At 58.6% G+C, this 15,247-nt stretch carries 9 protein-coding genes and 1 tRNA gene; 7 read left to right on the forward strand and 3 right to left on the reverse strand.

From position 1 onward, the window contains the following. Positions 1–74: 74 nt before the first annotated feature. On the forward strand, positions 75–2,135 hold the full coding sequence (locus tag OSH04_RS08200) for a TonB-dependent receptor domain-containing protein (RefSeq protein WP_266108240.1): 2,061 nt from the start codon (positions 75–77) through the stop codon (positions 2,133–2,135). After that, positions 2,132–2,908 (forward strand): class I SAM-dependent methyltransferase, encoded by a 777-nt coding sequence (locus tag OSH04_RS08205; protein ID WP_266108241.1) that lies wholly within the window; start codon positions 2,132–2,134, stop codon positions 2,906–2,908. The genes OSH04_RS08200 and OSH04_RS08205 overlap by 4 nt, the downstream gene beginning before the upstream one ends. A gap of 406 nt (positions 2,909–3,314) precedes the next feature. Here OSH04_RS08205 and OSH04_RS08210 read toward each other — a convergent pair. Beyond that, positions 3,315–3,389: transfer RNA gene (locus OSH04_RS08210), tRNA-Arg, on the reverse strand. A gap of 243 nt (positions 3,390–3,632) precedes the next feature. On the opposite strand from OSH04_RS08210, the gene OSH04_RS08215 reads away from it, so the two are divergent. Both OSH04_RS08215 and OSH04_RS08220 read left to right on the forward strand, forming a co-directional pair. After that, positions 3,633–4,526 carry a c-type cytochrome gene (locus OSH04_RS08215; protein ID WP_035269225.1) on the forward strand — a complete coding sequence of 298 codons (894 nt, stop codon included), beginning with the start codon at positions 3,633–3,635 and terminating at the stop codon, positions 4,524–4,526. Between the two features lie 180 nt (positions 4,527–4,706). Beyond that, on the forward strand, positions 4,707–5,309 hold the full coding sequence (locus OSH04_RS08220) for a hypothetical protein (protein WP_266108242.1): 603 nt from the start codon (positions 4,707–4,709) through the stop codon (positions 5,307–5,309). 181 nt (positions 5,310–5,490) lie between these two features. On the opposite strand, the gene OSH04_RS08225 is transcribed toward OSH04_RS08220, so the two are convergent. Both OSH04_RS08225 and OSH04_RS08230 read right to left on the reverse strand, forming a co-directional pair. Then, a complete protein-coding gene (locus OSH04_RS08225; protein WP_009462680.1) occupies positions 5,491–7,026 on the reverse strand; it encodes a 3-hydroxyacyl-CoA dehydrogenase in 1,536 nt (511 codons plus the stop codon). A gap of 31 nt (positions 7,027–7,057) precedes the next feature. Next, positions 7,058–8,290 carry a CaiB/BaiF CoA transferase family protein gene (locus OSH04_RS08230; protein ID WP_266108243.1) on the reverse strand — a complete coding sequence of 411 codons (1,233 nt, stop codon included), beginning with the start codon at positions 8,288–8,290 and terminating at the stop codon, positions 7,058–7,060. Positions 8,291–8,536: 246 nt separating this feature from the next. Between OSH04_RS08230 and OSH04_RS08235 the strand changes: the two genes are divergently transcribed. From OSH04_RS08235 to OSH04_RS08245, 3 genes are all read left to right on the forward strand, one after another. Further along, entirely contained in the window at positions 8,537–9,508 is a 972-nt protein-coding gene (locus OSH04_RS08235) for an NAD(P)H-dependent flavin oxidoreductase (protein ID WP_009462684.1), read from the forward strand. A gap of 13 nt (positions 9,509–9,521) precedes the next feature. Then, complete coding sequence (locus OSH04_RS08240) at positions 9,522–10,265, forward strand: enoyl-CoA hydratase/isomerase family protein (protein ID WP_266108244.1); 744 nt, start codon at positions 9,522–9,524, stop codon at positions 10,263–10,265. Between the two features lie 219 nt (positions 10,266–10,484). Beyond that, entirely contained in the window at positions 10,485–15,218 is a 4,734-nt protein-coding gene (locus tag OSH04_RS08245) for a glutamate synthase-related protein (RefSeq protein ID WP_266108245.1), read from the forward strand. Positions 15,219–15,247: the final 29 nt, after the last annotated feature.

Below are 15,247 nucleotides of genomic sequence, written 5' to 3' on the forward strand. Positions count from 1 at the left end.
CATAGTTTTTTTACTAAACCAGAAAATTATTGTTATGTTATAACATCTCGAAAATTAACAAACCGGAAGATGAGATGCGTTTCCAACCCCGCCCCCTGCCACTAGCCCTGGCTCTGCTTTTGTGCGCCTCTGCCCAAGCCAATGAAATTGAAGAAGCTGTCCCTGAACTGGCCCCTATCCGAATCTCTGCCAGCCCCCTGGCCTTGCGACAAACCGAGCTGGCCACCGCCAGCACGGTCCTGCAAGGCCCCAAACTGGATTTGCGCCGCAGCAGCACCTTGGGTGAATTGCTGGACGGTGAAGTCGGCATCCATGTAGACAGCTTTGGTAGCGGTGCCAGCCGCCCCGTCATTCGCGGCCAAACCGCACCTCGCGTCAAAGTTCTGAGCGATGGCGCAGAGGTCATGGACGCGTCGGCCATCTCGCCCGACCACACCATCACAGTCGACACCTGGCAAGCGGATCGCATCGAGGTGCTGCGCGGCCCATCGGCCCTGCTTTACGGAGGCGGTGCTATTGGTGGCGTGGTCAACGTGCTGGATCGCAAAATCCCCACAGCCATCCCCGAAAAAGGTTTTGAAGGCTCGGTACGTGCCCAGGGCTCCACGGCTGATCGTGGCAGAATCGGCGCAGTCGAGATGACAGCCGGCGAAGGCAATATCGCCTTGCACGTAGAAGGTGCCTCGCACCGTAGCCGCGACTATCGCGTCCCCAACTGGACCGATGGACGCGTCAAGGACTCCGACTCCAGCACGGACACAGGCAGCGTTGGCCTCTCCTTTATTGGGGACCGTGGCTATATAGGCGCGGCCTACTCCTACCGTGAAGGCAGCTACGGTCTGCCCGGTCACAGCCACGAATACGAGGACTGCCACCCGCACGGTGCCACTCTGCATTGCGGCGGCCACAGTCACGATCACGGCCATGACCACGATCATGGGCACAGCCACGACCACGGTCATGAGCACGAACACTCGGCCACCGCTCACCTGCGTACTCAGCGTTTCGATATCCGTGGCGAACTGCGAGACCCTCTGCCCGGCTTCAAACGGGCTCGCCTGCGCGCTGGTGCGACCAACTACCAGCACGTTGAAAAAGATGGCGATATTGATGGCACCCGCTTCACCAATCGCGGTTACGACACGCGCCTGGAGCTGGAACACAACCCTTGGGGGCCGTTTGAAGGGGTCATCGGCCTGCAAACCAGCCAGTCTGATTTTGCGTCCCGCGACGGTACTGAAAACTTCATTCCGCCCACCCGTACTCGCAGCCAGGGCCTGTTCCTTCTGGAAAGCGTGAACTGGGACGACTGGCGTCTGGAACTGGGCGCACGTCAGGAATGGCAAACCGTCACGCCCGACTCGCAAACCCTGGAACGCCGCAAAGGCACGGCGACCTCCTTCTCTTTAGGTACGGTCTGGGACTTCGCACCCGAATACGCCGCCAGCCTGTCCGTGTCCCGCTCTCAGCGTCTGCCCACGGCTCAGGAACTGTTTGCCAAAGGCGTGCACTTTGCCACGCTGAGCTATGAGCGTGGCGACCCAAACCTGGATCGTGAGACCAGCCACACGGTGGACCTGGGACTGCAAAAACACCTGGGCGATCTGCGCTTTGATCTACGTACCTTCTACACCCGTAGCTCGAACTACATTTATGGCCGCAGCCTGGATCGTCACGAAGACTTTCAGCTGATTCAATACAGCCAGGACAAGGCCCAGTTCTGGGGCCTGGAAGCAGAAGCCTCTTACCCCGTCACATCCTGGGCCTCGGTCAGCGTGTATGGCGATCTGGTGCGCGGTAAACTGCAAGATCCTGGCCGCAACCTGCCCCGCATGCCCGCCGCCCGCCTGGGTATTCGCACGGATCTGAACTGGCAGAACTGGTCCGGCTTTGTCGGCTACACCCACACCTTTGCCCAGGACCGACTGGCTGAACATGAAGAGCGTTCGCCGTCTTACGGTTTGCTCAGCATGGGTTTAAGCTACCGCCTGCATATGGATCAGAACACCTACACCCTGTACCTGAGAGGAAATAACTTGCTGAACAAGTTGGCTTACCGCCATACCTCCTTTATTGCCCGTCAGGCCCCGCTGATGGGACGCAACATCCTGGCCGGGATACAGGTGGAATTTTGAGCAAGACCGCCATACACACGGGTAGCCGTCTGTACCAGATCGTGGCCGACATGCAGGGCGAGCGCCCTTGGGGCAACTTTCTGGATGCGGGCACCGGCAAGGGTTCGCTGCGCTGGTTGCTGACGCTGGACACAGAATGCTGGACGGCCATTACCGCCTCTCCCAGCATGGCCGAACAAGTCACCCGTGAGCTGGGCGATCAAAAACGCCCCGAGGACCGTCTGCTGGTGGGCAACTGGAGTGACCCTGAATTTTTGCAGGGCGAACGCTTTGATACGGTTCTGGCCGATTATCTACTGGGTGCCATAGACGGCTTTGCCCCCTACACCCAGGACCAGTTGTTCAGCCGCCTGCGGCCGCTTACCGGCCAGCGTCTCTACATTATTGGTCTGGAGCCCTACGTGCCCTATAGCAGCACGGACCCGGCGGGCAAATTGATTGTGGAAATAGGCCGTTTGCGTGATGCCTGCCTGCTACTGGCAGGCGAGCGCCCGTATCGCGAGTACCCGATGGACTGGGTCCTGCGTCATCTGCGGCAATCCGGCTATCGCTGTGTGGATGCGCAGCGCTTTGGCATTCGTTACGGCGACAACTTTATCCACGGTCAACTGGATATGTGTGACGGGCGCTTGCGCCGTCTGAAGGACCGCAACTTGGCCATGGCCTTGTCCGAGCATGTCCAAGCCTTGCGCAAGCAAGCTCTGGCCTTGAACCAGACCTTGGGTGGTCTGCGTCATGGCCACGACTATGTGATTTGTGCCGAAGCTGTTTAAAAACCAGAAAGTTGCTCAGGAAAAAGAAAAAGGGGCCGAGGCCCCTTTTGTCTTGCATAGACTGCGATGGCAGCACATCTGGCTGTAGCGACGGCCACAAGTTCAAGATTCCAGGCACTGCCTGTCCAGACATCGCCATTGCCTATACGCCTGATCGTTGTCCCGGCCAAACTCCCAAGCGCAAGCTTGCCTATCAACGCAGGCGAATACGCAATTTCGTCCCAGGCCAAATGATCAGGATCAATAATTAGCCCACCTCACCTGAACCGCGCATGAGGCCGTGTTTTGACAAACAACAGACACAAAAAAAGCAGCCTTTGGCTGCTTGCATCGCGACACTTTATAACTGGAAATTCAAGCCAGGTCTTGAAAAGCAGCCCTAAAGAGCCGTATAAACAAGAAGTTCTGGCGCGTCCGACAGGAATCGAACCTGTATCGAGGGCTTCGGAAACCCTAATTCTATCCATTGAACTACGGACGCCAAGCTCGCTATTGTAGCGCGAGTTTGGAGTTTTTTTCAGCATCTATCCGGCAATTATGAGTGCGCTAAATCAAGAGTCAGATACAAGAGCGACACACTCCGCTATAATCCATGGTTGCGCGATCTGGGTCGGTGGCTTGGTAGACACGTCCTTGCGCACACCCATTAGGTAGGCGCAAGCCTTTATTGGTGGCCTTTTAAGGCCCTCCCGTCATTTCTTGTACGAACTCGCAGGATCCGATAATGAGCAACACGGAACAAAAACCCGAAGAACACAACGAGGGTCACTCAGCCATGATCAAAACCCCTAAACAATTGCTTGTGACCGTGGCTCTGGCTTTCTTGGTGCCCATCGCGATTATTGTCATGCTGGTCAGCCTGGTTACCTCCACCATGGGTGCAGGTGCTGGCTCCGCCGCCCTTTCCCCTGAAGCCATTGCAGCCCGCATTCAGCCTGTTGCCGGTTTCAAACTGGTTGACGCCAATGCCGTCAAAGAGCTGAAGACTGGTCAGCAAGTTTACGAAACCACCTGTACCGCCTGTCACGGCGCCGGTGTAGCCGGTGCGCCTAAATTTGGTGACAAGGGCGCTTGGGGCGAGCTGATCAAGCTGGGTCAGGACGAGCTGGTCAAGAACGCTATTCATGGTATCCGCGCCATGCCTGCCAAGGGTGGTAACCCTTCGCTGGACGACATCGAAGTGGCTCGTGCCGTTGCTTACATGGCTAACGCTGCTGGCGCTGACTTCAAGGAACCCGACGCTCCCGCACCAGAAGGTGAAGAAGCTGACGCCAAGCCTGAAGCCACTGCGGCTGCCGATACCAAGCCGGCTGAAGAGGCTCCTGCTGCAGAAGCTCCCAAAGCAACCCAAACCGCTGCTGCGGATGACAACAAGGTCGACCCAGCCGGTATCAAGCTGTACGACACCATCTGTTTTGCCTGTCACGCAGCCGGTGTTGCTGGCGCGCCCAAGTTTGGCGATCAAGCGGCCTGGAAGCCATATATCGAATCCGGTATGGACACTATGGTTCAAAAAGCCATTCACGGTGTAGGCGCCATGCCTCCACGCGGTGGCTCGCAAGCCTCCGACGACGAAATCCGTGCTGCCATCCAGCACATGGTTAACGCCGCCAAGTAAGACTGCGACAAGGTTCTGGCACCGAACAGAGCCTGCGAATACAAAAAGCCCGATGAATATTCATCGGGCTTTTTTATTGCCTGAAACGGTTTGCAGGTGACTGATGCAGGACACGCCCCCTACAATCTAGCCCTTGGATCACTGCAGACTGCGGCTATCTAACAGCTGCGGATACTTACCATGACACGTATTACTTCCGCTGCCCGTCTGACCGTGACGGGCGTCTTGTCAGCCCTTGCCGCTTTAATTTTCCCTTCGGCTCAGACCTTCGCCAATGCGTCGACAACGGCAGCCACACAGAGCACAGCGCAGGCTACCAGCATCCTGAATCGAGATAGCCTGGAGCAGGCTATGCACACGCTGCTACAAGCCACCATGGCCAGAGACCTGGAAACAATTCTGCAATTTCAGTCGCCGCGCAAAATTCAGAAAATTGCAAAAGCAATGGGCAAGGACCATGCGGAGACCATTGCCGAACTGATCCGGGTAGGCCGCTCTATGGATGAGCATCAGCCCGTACAGATTCTGTCTGGCCACTACGACGTGGATACTGCACAGTTCGGCAAAACCAGCACAGGACGCGACTACGCCGTGCTGATCTACAACCGTACTTTCAAGAAAGACGGCAAGACCTTTGAGCTTAGCTATCCCACATTGGCCAGCGTAGATGGCAAGACGATTTTCATCATCCCGCTCAGCGAGGAAGCGCTGCTGCCCGAACTGATCGAGCTGTATCCCGATCTGGCTTCGGTGAAAATACCCGCGACCAAAACACAGAAGTAATAGTCTGCTCTCCTGGAGCCCTGAGCCCGGCCTAAGCATCCGTTTATTGAGCACCTGGTTCAGGCTGCCAATAAAAAAGCCTGAGTCCGGTGTCACCCCGGACTCAGGCCGACTCATAAGCTTGTAGGCTGATCTACCTCTAAAACACGCTATAAAGCGTCCAAGAGAGCAATCTCAGGCCTTACTGCGCCTTGCACTGAGCCAATGCCGTCAAGGACATACCCAGTTGGACACGGCGTTGCAGCCAGGGGCTGGCGCGGTAGCGCATATCGCCCGTGACAGCTTGCAGGGTGTTCAATACATCCAGCAAATCACGCGAGCCGACGGCATCACCCATGGACAGCGGGCCATTGTGCGGATAACCCAGGCCCAGACGCACAGCGGCATCGATATCTGATGGGGTCGCTATCTGCTGCTGAGCGATATCACTGGCGATGTTCACGATGGTAGCCACCAAACGCTGGGCCACAAAACCGGCAGAGTCTTCGATCACGCTAACCGCCGTACCATCGCTGGCCAGCATGGCCCAGGCTTGATCGCGCCATTCTGGTGTGGTCGCAGCCGAGCACATCAGCACGCGGCGGCGGCCTTTCTCCAGGCCGAACAAGGTATCCAGCGCCACGGTGCGAGCTGGGTCCAGGCCATGCAAGGACACCAAAGTCGCCACGTCTTCACCGTACGGCGTCAACAGAATCAGCGCATCAGCAGGTGGCTGGTCGCCTTCCACCACTTTCACGCCCAGTTCGCTCAGCAATTGCAGCGCGCGAGCCTGACCTTGCTCATGGTAAGGCGAGACCCACACAGGAGCAAAGGAGGTGACAGCGGGAACAGCAGGCTCTTGAGGAACCTGTTTCTTGCCATCTTCATACTTGTAGAAGCCTTCGCCGTTCTTGCGACCAAACAATTTACCGGCGTGACGCACGGCGGTAATGGGCGAAGGACGGAAGCGCGGCTCATCGTAGAACTGACGGTAAATGGATTCCATGACCGGATGGGACACATCCAGCGCGGTCAGATCCAGCAGTTCAAAGGGCCCCATGCGGAAACCGGCCTGCTCGCGCATGATGGCGTCGATCTGGTAGAAAGGCGCCACGCATTCCTGGGCGATTTTCAGGCCCTCGATGTTCATGCCACGACCGGCGTGGTTCACGATAAAGCCGGGCATATCCTTGGCGCGCACCGGCGTGTGGCCCATATCGCGCGACACTTGCATCAAGGCATCGCCCACTTCCGGAGAGGTGCGCAGACCGTCGATAACCTCGACCACTTTCATCAGCGGCACGGGGTTGAAGAAGTGATAGCCAGCCACACGCTCGGGGTGACGGCAGGCTTGGGCAATGGCAGTAATGGACAGCGAAGAGGTATTGGAGGCCAGCACGCAATCGGCCGACACAATCTCTTCCAGCTGTTGCAGCAAGCCTTGCTTGACGTCCAGACGCTCCACAATGGCTTCCACAACCAGATCGGCAGGGGCCAAGGCTTGCAGATCGCTGGCGGTTTGCAGACACGCTTTGGCCGCGTCCACCTGTTCCGCCGTCATGCGGCCTTTTTCTTGCAAACGACTCCAGACGGCGTGTACATCCGCCAAAGCAGCCTTGACCGAATCCGCATTCAGGTCATACAGCAAGACCTGCTTGCCAGCCTGGGCAGCAATCTGGGCAATGCCCCTTCCCATAGCACCTGCGCCAACAATAGCGATGGTTTGTATCTGTTTCATGATTCACAACCTGATCGAAAAGCAATAAAAATTAAGCCTGCGCAGCGGAGCCGGACACCAAGGCCTCGACTTCGTCGGGCGACAGCTCCAGCACTCGTGCCAGGACCTCGCGGGTGTGTTCTCCCAGACGCGGGGGCGCACTGCGATACTGCACCGGCGTGGCCGACAAACGTAAAGGACTGGCTACCGAAGGCACGCTCCCCCCCTGCCCGGTCGGCAAGTCCAGGCGCAAGCCGCGCGCCAGCACCTGCGGGTCCTGATAAACCTGTTCCATCGTATTGATGGGCCCGGCTGGAATACCTACGGCTTCCAGCGTCTGCAACCAGCTATCGCGCGTTCGGCTTCGCATGATCTGCGCCAGCATGGGCACCAACTCGTCCCTGTGCATGACTCGTCCGGCATTGCGCGCAAAACGGGGATCATCCGCCCACTCGGGGTGCCCCAGCTCCTGCGCAAAACTGCGAAACTGGGCATCATTGCCCACCGCCACAATCAAATGCCCGTCACTGGCCTCAAAGACCTGATAGGGCACCAAATTCTGATGTGCATTGCCGGGGCGCTGTGGTGCCTGTCCGGTACACAAGTAATTCATGTTCTGGTTGGCCATCATGGCCACCTGACAATCCAGCAGAGCAATATCCAGATGCTGACCCAAGCCACTACGGTGGCGCTCCACCACGGCTGCCAGCACAGCCACGGTGGCGTACATGCCTGTCATGACATCGGCCACAGCCACACCCGCTTTTTGCGGTTCACCACCTGGCTCACCTGTCAGGGACATCAAACCACCCAGCCCCTGGATCATGAAGTCATATCCTGGACGACTTGCATAGGGGCCAGTCTGCCCAAATCCGGTAATCGAACAATAAATCAGGGCCGGGTTGATGGCTTGCAGGCTTTCATAGTCCAGTCCGTACTTTTTCAGGCCACCGACCTTGAAGTTTTCCACCAGAATATCGCAGCGACTGACCAGTTGACGCACCACCTCGGCACCTTGTGCAGTGCCTATATCCAGGATGATGGACTCTTTATTACGGTTGGCAGCCCCAAAATAGGCCGCATCTTCCGTGTCCGCTCTGTGACCATCCTGCAGATACGGCGGCCCCCAGCCTCGGGTGTCGTCCCCGGCACCGGGACGCTCGACCTTGATGACTTCTGCACCCAGATCAGCCAGGTTTTGAGTACACCAGGGCCCGGCCAGCACGCGCGTCAAGTCCAGAACACGCAATCCCGCCAAGGGCGCTTTTCGTTCAGTCGTGGTCATAGCAAACAAAAATCCTTCAAGTCGCTTATTGTGCACTACGTCTTCTTAGTCCGGCCTACGGACAGAAAAAAGTGCTCAAACCATGGTCATTTTCGAGGCCGGAGGAATTTGTGCAGCGCACCAAGCCGGGCGACGATAAACCGTCCTAGAATAGGTGACGATAGATTATCAGCGGCAGATCTTCCTTGCAGGACCCCGCCCCTTCAAGAGGCAGGGCACTTCTTTCGATAACAGGAGACCGACCTTATGCCATCGGCATTAACGCAGCAGCTTTATCAATCTATGACCCTGCCTGTAATGGCAGCGCCCATGTTCATTGTTTCGAACCCTGCCCTGGTGATTGCGCAATGCGCCAGCGGCATCATCGGTTCCGTCCCCGCCTTGAACGCCCGCCCCCAGGAAAAGCTCAAGGATTGGCTGGACGAGATCGACGACACCCTGGCCGAACTACGCGAGCGCCATCCCGAGCGCCGCATCGCCCCCTACGCCATCAACCACATCATCCACCAATCCAACGACCGCCTGGAGCAGGATTTGCGTGTGTGCGCCGACCACAAGGTGCCACTGGTGATTACCAGCCTGCGCGCCCCGCAAGACATCGTGCCGCATGTGCACGCCTGGGGTGGCAAAGTCTTCCACGACGTAACCACCTTGCGTCATGCTGAAAAAGCGCTGGAAGCGGGTGTGGATGGCCTGATCGTGGTGGCTGCAGGTGCTGGCGGCCACGCCGGTACCTTGAGCCCCTTTGTGCTGGTTAACGAAATCCGTCAGATTTTTGATGGCCCGATAGCCCTGTCCGGCGCCATGAGCCGGGGTCGCGACATTCTGGCGGCCCAAGCCATGGGGGCCGACATGGCCTACATCGGCACGCGCTTCATTGCCAGTACCGAAGCCAATGCCTCGGACGATTACAAGAACATGATCGTCAAGGGTCGTGCCGCCGATATCGTCTACACCCCGCTGTTTACCGGCATCCCCGGCAACTACCTGAAGGACAGCATCCGCGCTGCAGGCCTGGACCCGGACAAGCTGGACAGCGAAAAAAATGCCGACACCGCCTTCGGTTCGGGCATGAGCAAAGCCTGGCGCGACATCTGGGGCGCTGGTCAAGGCATTGGTGGCATTGACTCGGTGGAATCTACTGCCGACATCGTGGCCCGTTTGCATCGCGAATACCAGGAAGCCAAGGCAGCACTGCTGGCCTCCCCCTTCGCCTGAACAGGAGCACGCCATGATACGGACTCATGACGCAGGCCATTGGCTGGAAGTCATTCTGGACCGCCCGGAACGACGCAATGCCTTGACTGGCCCCATGTACGAAGAGCTGGCCGACATCATCGACCAGGCCAATCAGAACCAGAAATATCGTGCCCTGGTTCTGACCGGCGCGGGCGAGCATTTCTGTGCCGGCAACGACATCTCGGAGCTGTCCAATGTGCGCAATAGCGACATGCCGCCACCGATCAAATTCCTGCGCAGTCTGGTCCAGGCCGACATCCCACTGATCGTGGCCGTAGAAGGTCACGCAGTGGGTATTGGCGTAACCTTGCTGCTGCATGCGGACTTTGTGTACGCGGCCCGTGACGCGCGTTTGCGCATGCCTTTCACCGCACTGGGCCTGTGCCCGGAAGGCGCCTCCAGCCACCTGCTGGCGCAGTACGTGGGGCCACGCCGTGCCAACGAATGGCTGCTGCTGTCACAAGCTTTCAGTGCCGAGCAAGCCATGGAAGACGGCCTGCTCACTGAACTGACCGACCACGGCAATAGCCTGGAAGCCGCCCGTGCCTGCGCCCACGCGTTGTCCGAGCAGCCTCCCATTGCCTTACGCACCAGCAAGCGTCTGCTACGAGAACCCCAGCGCGAAGTTTTGCTGGAGGTTCTGGAACGCGAGCGCAAGCTGTTTTCCGAACTGCTGGAAGGCGAAGAAGCTCTGCAGATTCTGGGGCAAATGAGCCAGAACCGCAGCGGCAAATAGCGCTTGTGTGGACCTGATTTCTGCGCAAACCCGCATGTGCAGCGATCTTGCCACACTGCACCCGGTTCAGACGGGTGATAAGGGGCCTGTGAGAGCAGGTCCCTAATTTTTTTTACCGTATTCGCAAAAAAATCTTGCGTGCAAAAAAAAAATCGCTGTATTTTATTTTTTGCGCTGCAACAAATGCACCGCTTTAACACGTTCTTTGCGGATACGCCCATGACACACTCCTGTCCCTCCCAAGCCCAAGGCTTGTACCTTCCCGCTAACGAACACGACGCCTGCGGCGTCGGATTTATCGCACACATCAAAGGCCAGGCGAGCCACGCCATCATCACCCAAGGCCTTAAAATCCTGGAAAACCTTGATCACCGCGGCGCTGTAGGCGCAGATCCCTTGATGGGTGACGGTGCAGGCATTCTGATCCAGATCCCCGACCAGCTTTACCGCGAAGAAATGGCCGCTCAGGGCGTGACCCTGCCGCCCCCCGGCGAGTACGGCGTAGCCATGGTGTTCCTGCCCAAGGAAACCGCTTCCCGCCTGGCCTGTGAACAGGAGCTGGAACGTGCGGTACGTGCCGAAGGCCAGCACATGCTGGGCTGGCGCGATGTGCCGGTGGACAGCACCATGCCCATGTCGCCCACCGTCAAGGCCAACGAACCGGTGATTCGCCAGCTGTTCATTGGCCGCGGCCCGGATGTGATGGTGCCCGATGCGCTGGAGCGCAAGCTGTACGTGATCCGCAAGACCGCCAGCCACGCCATCTACCGCATGGCATTGGCCCACGGCCAGGAATACTTTGTGACCTCGGCCTCGGTGCGTACCATCGTCTACAAAGGCCTGCTGCTGGCTGACCAGGTTGGCCGCTACTACCGCGATCTGGCCGACCCTCGCGCCTGTTCCGCCCTGGCCCTGGTGCACCAGCGCTTTTCCACCAATACCTTCCCCGCCTGGCCTCTGGCCCACCCCTACCGCCTGATCGCCCACAACGGCGAGATCAACACGGTACAGGGCAACTTCAACTGGCTGCGTGCCCGTGAAGGCGCCATGGAATCGGCCGTGCTGGGTTCGGATCTGCAAAAGCTTTACCCCATCGTGTACGAAGGCCAGTCCGACACGGCCACTTTCGACAACTGCCTGGAACTGCTGGTGATGGCCGGCTACTCGCTGCCACACGCCATGATGATCATGATGCCGGAGGCCTGGGAGCAACACGCCGAGATGGACGAAAGCCGTCGCGCTTTCTACGAGTACTACGCAGCTCAGATGGAACCATGGGATGGTCCTGCTGCCATCGCCTTTACTGATGGCCTGCAAATTGGTGCACTGCTGGACCGTAACGGCCTGCGTCCCGCCCGCTACGTCATTACCGACGACGACATGATTGTGCTGGCCTCTGAAGCCGGTACCCTGCCTATCCCCGAGCACCGCATCGTCAAGAAATGGCGTCTGCAACCGGGCAAGATGCTGCTGATCGATCTGGAACAGGGCCGCATCATTGACGATGCCGAGATCAAATCCCAACTGGCTAACACCCACCCCTACAAGCAATGGATTGAACGCCTGCGCTTGCGCCTGGACTCCCTGCCCAGCGTGCCCGGCGTGCGCCCCCAATTGGCCACCCGCGACCTGCTGGATCAGCAACAAGCTTTTGGCTGGACCCAGGAAGACATCAAAGTCGTCCTGCAGCCCATGGCCAGCAAGGGCGAAGAGGCCACCGGCTCCATGGGCAACGACGCTCCGTTGGCCGTGCTGTCCGACAAGTCCAAGCCCTTCTACAACTACTTCCGCCAGCTGTTTGCTCAGGTTACCAACCCGCCTATCGACCCGATTCGGGAACAGATGGTGATGTCGCTGGTGTCCTTTATTGGCCCCAAGCCCAATCTGCTGGACATCAACAACGTCAACCCGCCGCTGCGCCTGGAAGTGTCCCAGCCCGTGCTGAGCCCGGCTGACATGAACCAGATCCGGCGCATTGAAGCGGCCAGCAATGGCAAGTTCCGCAGCCAGGAACTGGACATCATCTACCCCAGCGCCTGGGGCCCGGAAGGCATTGAGGCCAGCGTGGCCGCACTGTGCGCCCGTGCGGCAGATGCCGTGCGCGATGGCTACAACATCCTGATCCTGACAGATCGCCGATGTGACGCCGAGCATGTGGCCATCCCCGCCCTGCTGGCAACCTCGGCCATTCACCAGCACCTGATCCGCATCGGTCTGCGTACCCGCACGGGTCTGGTTGTGGAAACCGGCTCGGCCCGTGAAGTGCATCACTTTGCCCTGCTGGGTGCGTATGGTGCCGAAGCCATGCACCCCTGGCTGGCTTTTGAAAGCCTGCAGCATCTGGCCCAGGACCCGATCAACCAGATCGACGCCTCCCAGGCCGAGGGCTACTACATCAAGGCCATCAACAAGGGCTTGTACAAGGTCATGTCCAAAATGGGCATCTCCACCTACATGTCCTACACCGGCGCGCAGATTTTCGAGACCATCGGCCTGTCGCGCTCGCTGGTGGACAAGTACTTTGTGGGCACCTCCTGTCCGGTAGAAGGGATTGATATCTTCACCGTGGCTGAAGAAGCGCTGCGTCAGCACCGCGCCGCCTACAGCAAAGACCCCGTGCTGGAAAACCATCTGGAAGCCGGTGGCGAATACGCAGTACGCGTGCGCGGCGAAGCCCATATGTGGACCGCCGACTCCATCGCCAAACTGCAGCACGCCACCCGCAGCCAGAACTACAGCACCTACAAGGAATACGCCCAGCTCATCAACGAGCAAAGCCGCCGTCACATGACACTGCGTGGTTTGTTCGAACTACGTCTGGACCCGGCTCAAGCGATTCCTTTGGAAGAGGTGGAACCGGCTAGCGAGATCGTCAAACGCTTTGCAACCGGCGCCATGTCGCTGGGTTCGATTTCAACCGAAGCCCACGCCGTACTGGCCGTGGCCATGAACCGGATTGGCGGCAAGTCCAATACTGGTGAAGGTGGCGAGGACGAGCTGCGCTACCAGCATGAAATGCAGCATGGTAAAAGCGGCATCCGTAAGGGTGACACCTTGGCCAGCGTGTTAGGCCAGGATCGCGTGTTTGCCGACATAGACCTGCAAGAAAACGATTCGCTGCGTTCGCGCATCAAACAGGTTGCCTCTGGCCGCTTTGGCGTCTCAGCTCAGTATCTGTGCAGTGCGGATCAAATTCAGATCAAGATGGCACAAGGTGCCAAACCCGGTGAAGGCGGTCAATTGCCCGGTCATAAAGTGTCCGAGTACATCGCCAAGCTGCGTTACTCCGTTCCCGGTGTGGGCCTGATTTCTCCTCCCCCCCATCACGACATTTACTCCATCGAAGATTTGGCCCAGCTGATTCACGATTTAAAGAACGTGAACCCGCAAGCGGATATCTCCGTGAAACTGGTGTCCAAAGTCGGTGTGGGTACTGTGGCTGCGGGTGTTGCCAAAGCCAAGGCCGATCACATCGTGATTGCCGGTCACGACGGTGGTACGGGTGCTTCGCCCCTGTCCTCCATCAAGCATGCCGGTACCCCGTGGGAACTGGGTCTGGCTGAAACCCAGCAAACCCTGTTGCTGAACCGCTTGCGCAGCCGCATCCGCGTGCAGGCCGACGGTCAGATGAAAACCGGCCGCGATGTGGTGATCGGTGCCTTGCTGGGTGCGGATGAATTTGGCTTTGCCACCGCTCCGCTGGTCGTGGAAGGCTGCATCATGATGCGCAAATGCCATCTGAACACCTGTCCCGTTGGTGTTGCCACCCAGGACCCCGTGCTGCGCCGCAAGTTCAAGGGCAAGCCCGAACACGTAGTGAACTACTTCTTCTTCGTTGCAGAAGAAGTGCGTGAACTGATGGCCAAGCTGGGTGTACGCCACTTTGACGATCTGATCGGTCGCAGCGACTGGCTGGATATGCGCAGCGGTATCGAACACTGGAAAGCCCAGGGCCTGGACTTCTCCCGCCTGCTGCACAAAGTGGACAATGAAGAGTCCCCACGTCAGATCGCTACCCAGGATCATGACCTGGAACACACGCTGGATCGCCAACTGATCGAGCGCAGCGCCGTGACCTTGAATCAGGGCACCCCACTGTCCTTCATCACCCCCGTACGCAACCGCAACCGCAGCGTCGGTGCCATGCTCTCGGGCGTATTCACCAAGAAATACGGCCATCAAGGTCTGCCTGACGACAGCCTGCACATTCAGTGCAAAGGTACAGCGGGTCAGAGCTTTGGCGCTTTCCTGGCGCAGGGCATCACCCTGGATCTGGTGGGTGAAGCCAATGACTACGTAGGTAAAGGCTTGTCCGGCGGCCGCATTATCGTGCGCTCGCCCAACGACTTTCGTGGCTACGGCCCGGACCACATCATCGTGGGCAATACCGTGCTTTACGGCGCCCTGTCCGGTGCGGCTTACTTCAACGGCGTGGCCGGTGAACGCTTTGCCGTGCGTAACTCCGGTGCCAGCGCGGTTGTGGAAGGCGTAGGCGATCATGGTTGCGAATACATGACGGGCGGTACCGTGGTTGTCCTGGGCGAAGTGGGCCGCAACTTTGCAGCCGGCATGTCCGGTGGCGTGGCCTACGTGTGGGACCCGCAACGCCGCCTGCAACTGCGCTGCAACCCCGGCATGGTGGATCTGGAGCCGGTCTTGAGCAAGGCCGAGCAAGAGATGAACAGCAGCATGGCGCAATGGCACAGCCGTAGCGCCCAGGGCGAACGTCAGACCGACGATGCCATCTTGCAAACCCTGGTTCAGGAACATTTCAAGGCCACGGGCAGCTTCCAGGCCCGCGAGCTCTTGAAAGACTGGGACAGCGCCCGCGCACAATTCGTCAAAGTCATTCCACGCGAGTACCGCCGTGCATTGAGCGAATTGTGGCAAGGCCCGCAAGCGAGCAAAGCTGCGCCCAAAAGCAGTAAAACCCGCCGTTCGGCTTCGGCCTGAACCCTTCCCATCACCATCAGGAAACGACA

Origin of the sequence: Alcaligenes nematophilus, from assembly GCF_026344155.1 — a bacterium.
In the GTDB taxonomy this organism is placed as follows: Bacteria; Pseudomonadota; Gammaproteobacteria; order Burkholderiales; family Burkholderiaceae_B; genus Alcaligenes; species Alcaligenes phenolicus.

Excerpts from the sequence above, each read along its gene's own strand:
- OSH04_RS08240 (WP_266108244.1), top strand. The coding sequence starts at position 9,522 with ATGATACGGACTCATGACGCAGGCCATTGGCTGGAAGTCATTCTGGAC.
- OSH04_RS08245 (WP_266108245.1), top strand. The coding sequence starts at position 10,485 with ATGACACACTCCTGTCCCTCCCAAGCCCAAGGCTTGTACCTTCCCGCT.
- OSH04_RS08230 (WP_266108243.1), bottom strand. The coding sequence starts at position 8,290 with ATGACCACGACTGAACGAAAAGCGCCCTTGGCGGGATTGCGTGTTCTG.
- OSH04_RS08200 (WP_266108240.1), top strand. The coding sequence starts at position 75 with ATGCGTTTCCAACCCCGCCCCCTGCCACTAGCCCTGGCTCTGCTTTTG.
- OSH04_RS08225 (WP_009462680.1), bottom strand. The coding sequence starts at position 7,026 with ATGAAACAGATACAAACCATCGCTATTGTTGGCGCAGGTGCTATGGGA.
- OSH04_RS08215 (WP_035269225.1), top strand. The coding sequence starts at position 3,633 with ATGAGCAACACGGAACAAAAACCCGAAGAACACAACGAGGGTCACTCA.
- OSH04_RS08235 (WP_009462684.1), top strand. The coding sequence starts at position 8,537 with ATGCCATCGGCATTAACGCAGCAGCTTTATCAATCTATGACCCTGCCT.
- OSH04_RS08220 (WP_266108242.1), top strand. The coding sequence starts at position 4,707 with ATGACACGTATTACTTCCGCTGCCCGTCTGACCGTGACGGGCGTCTTG.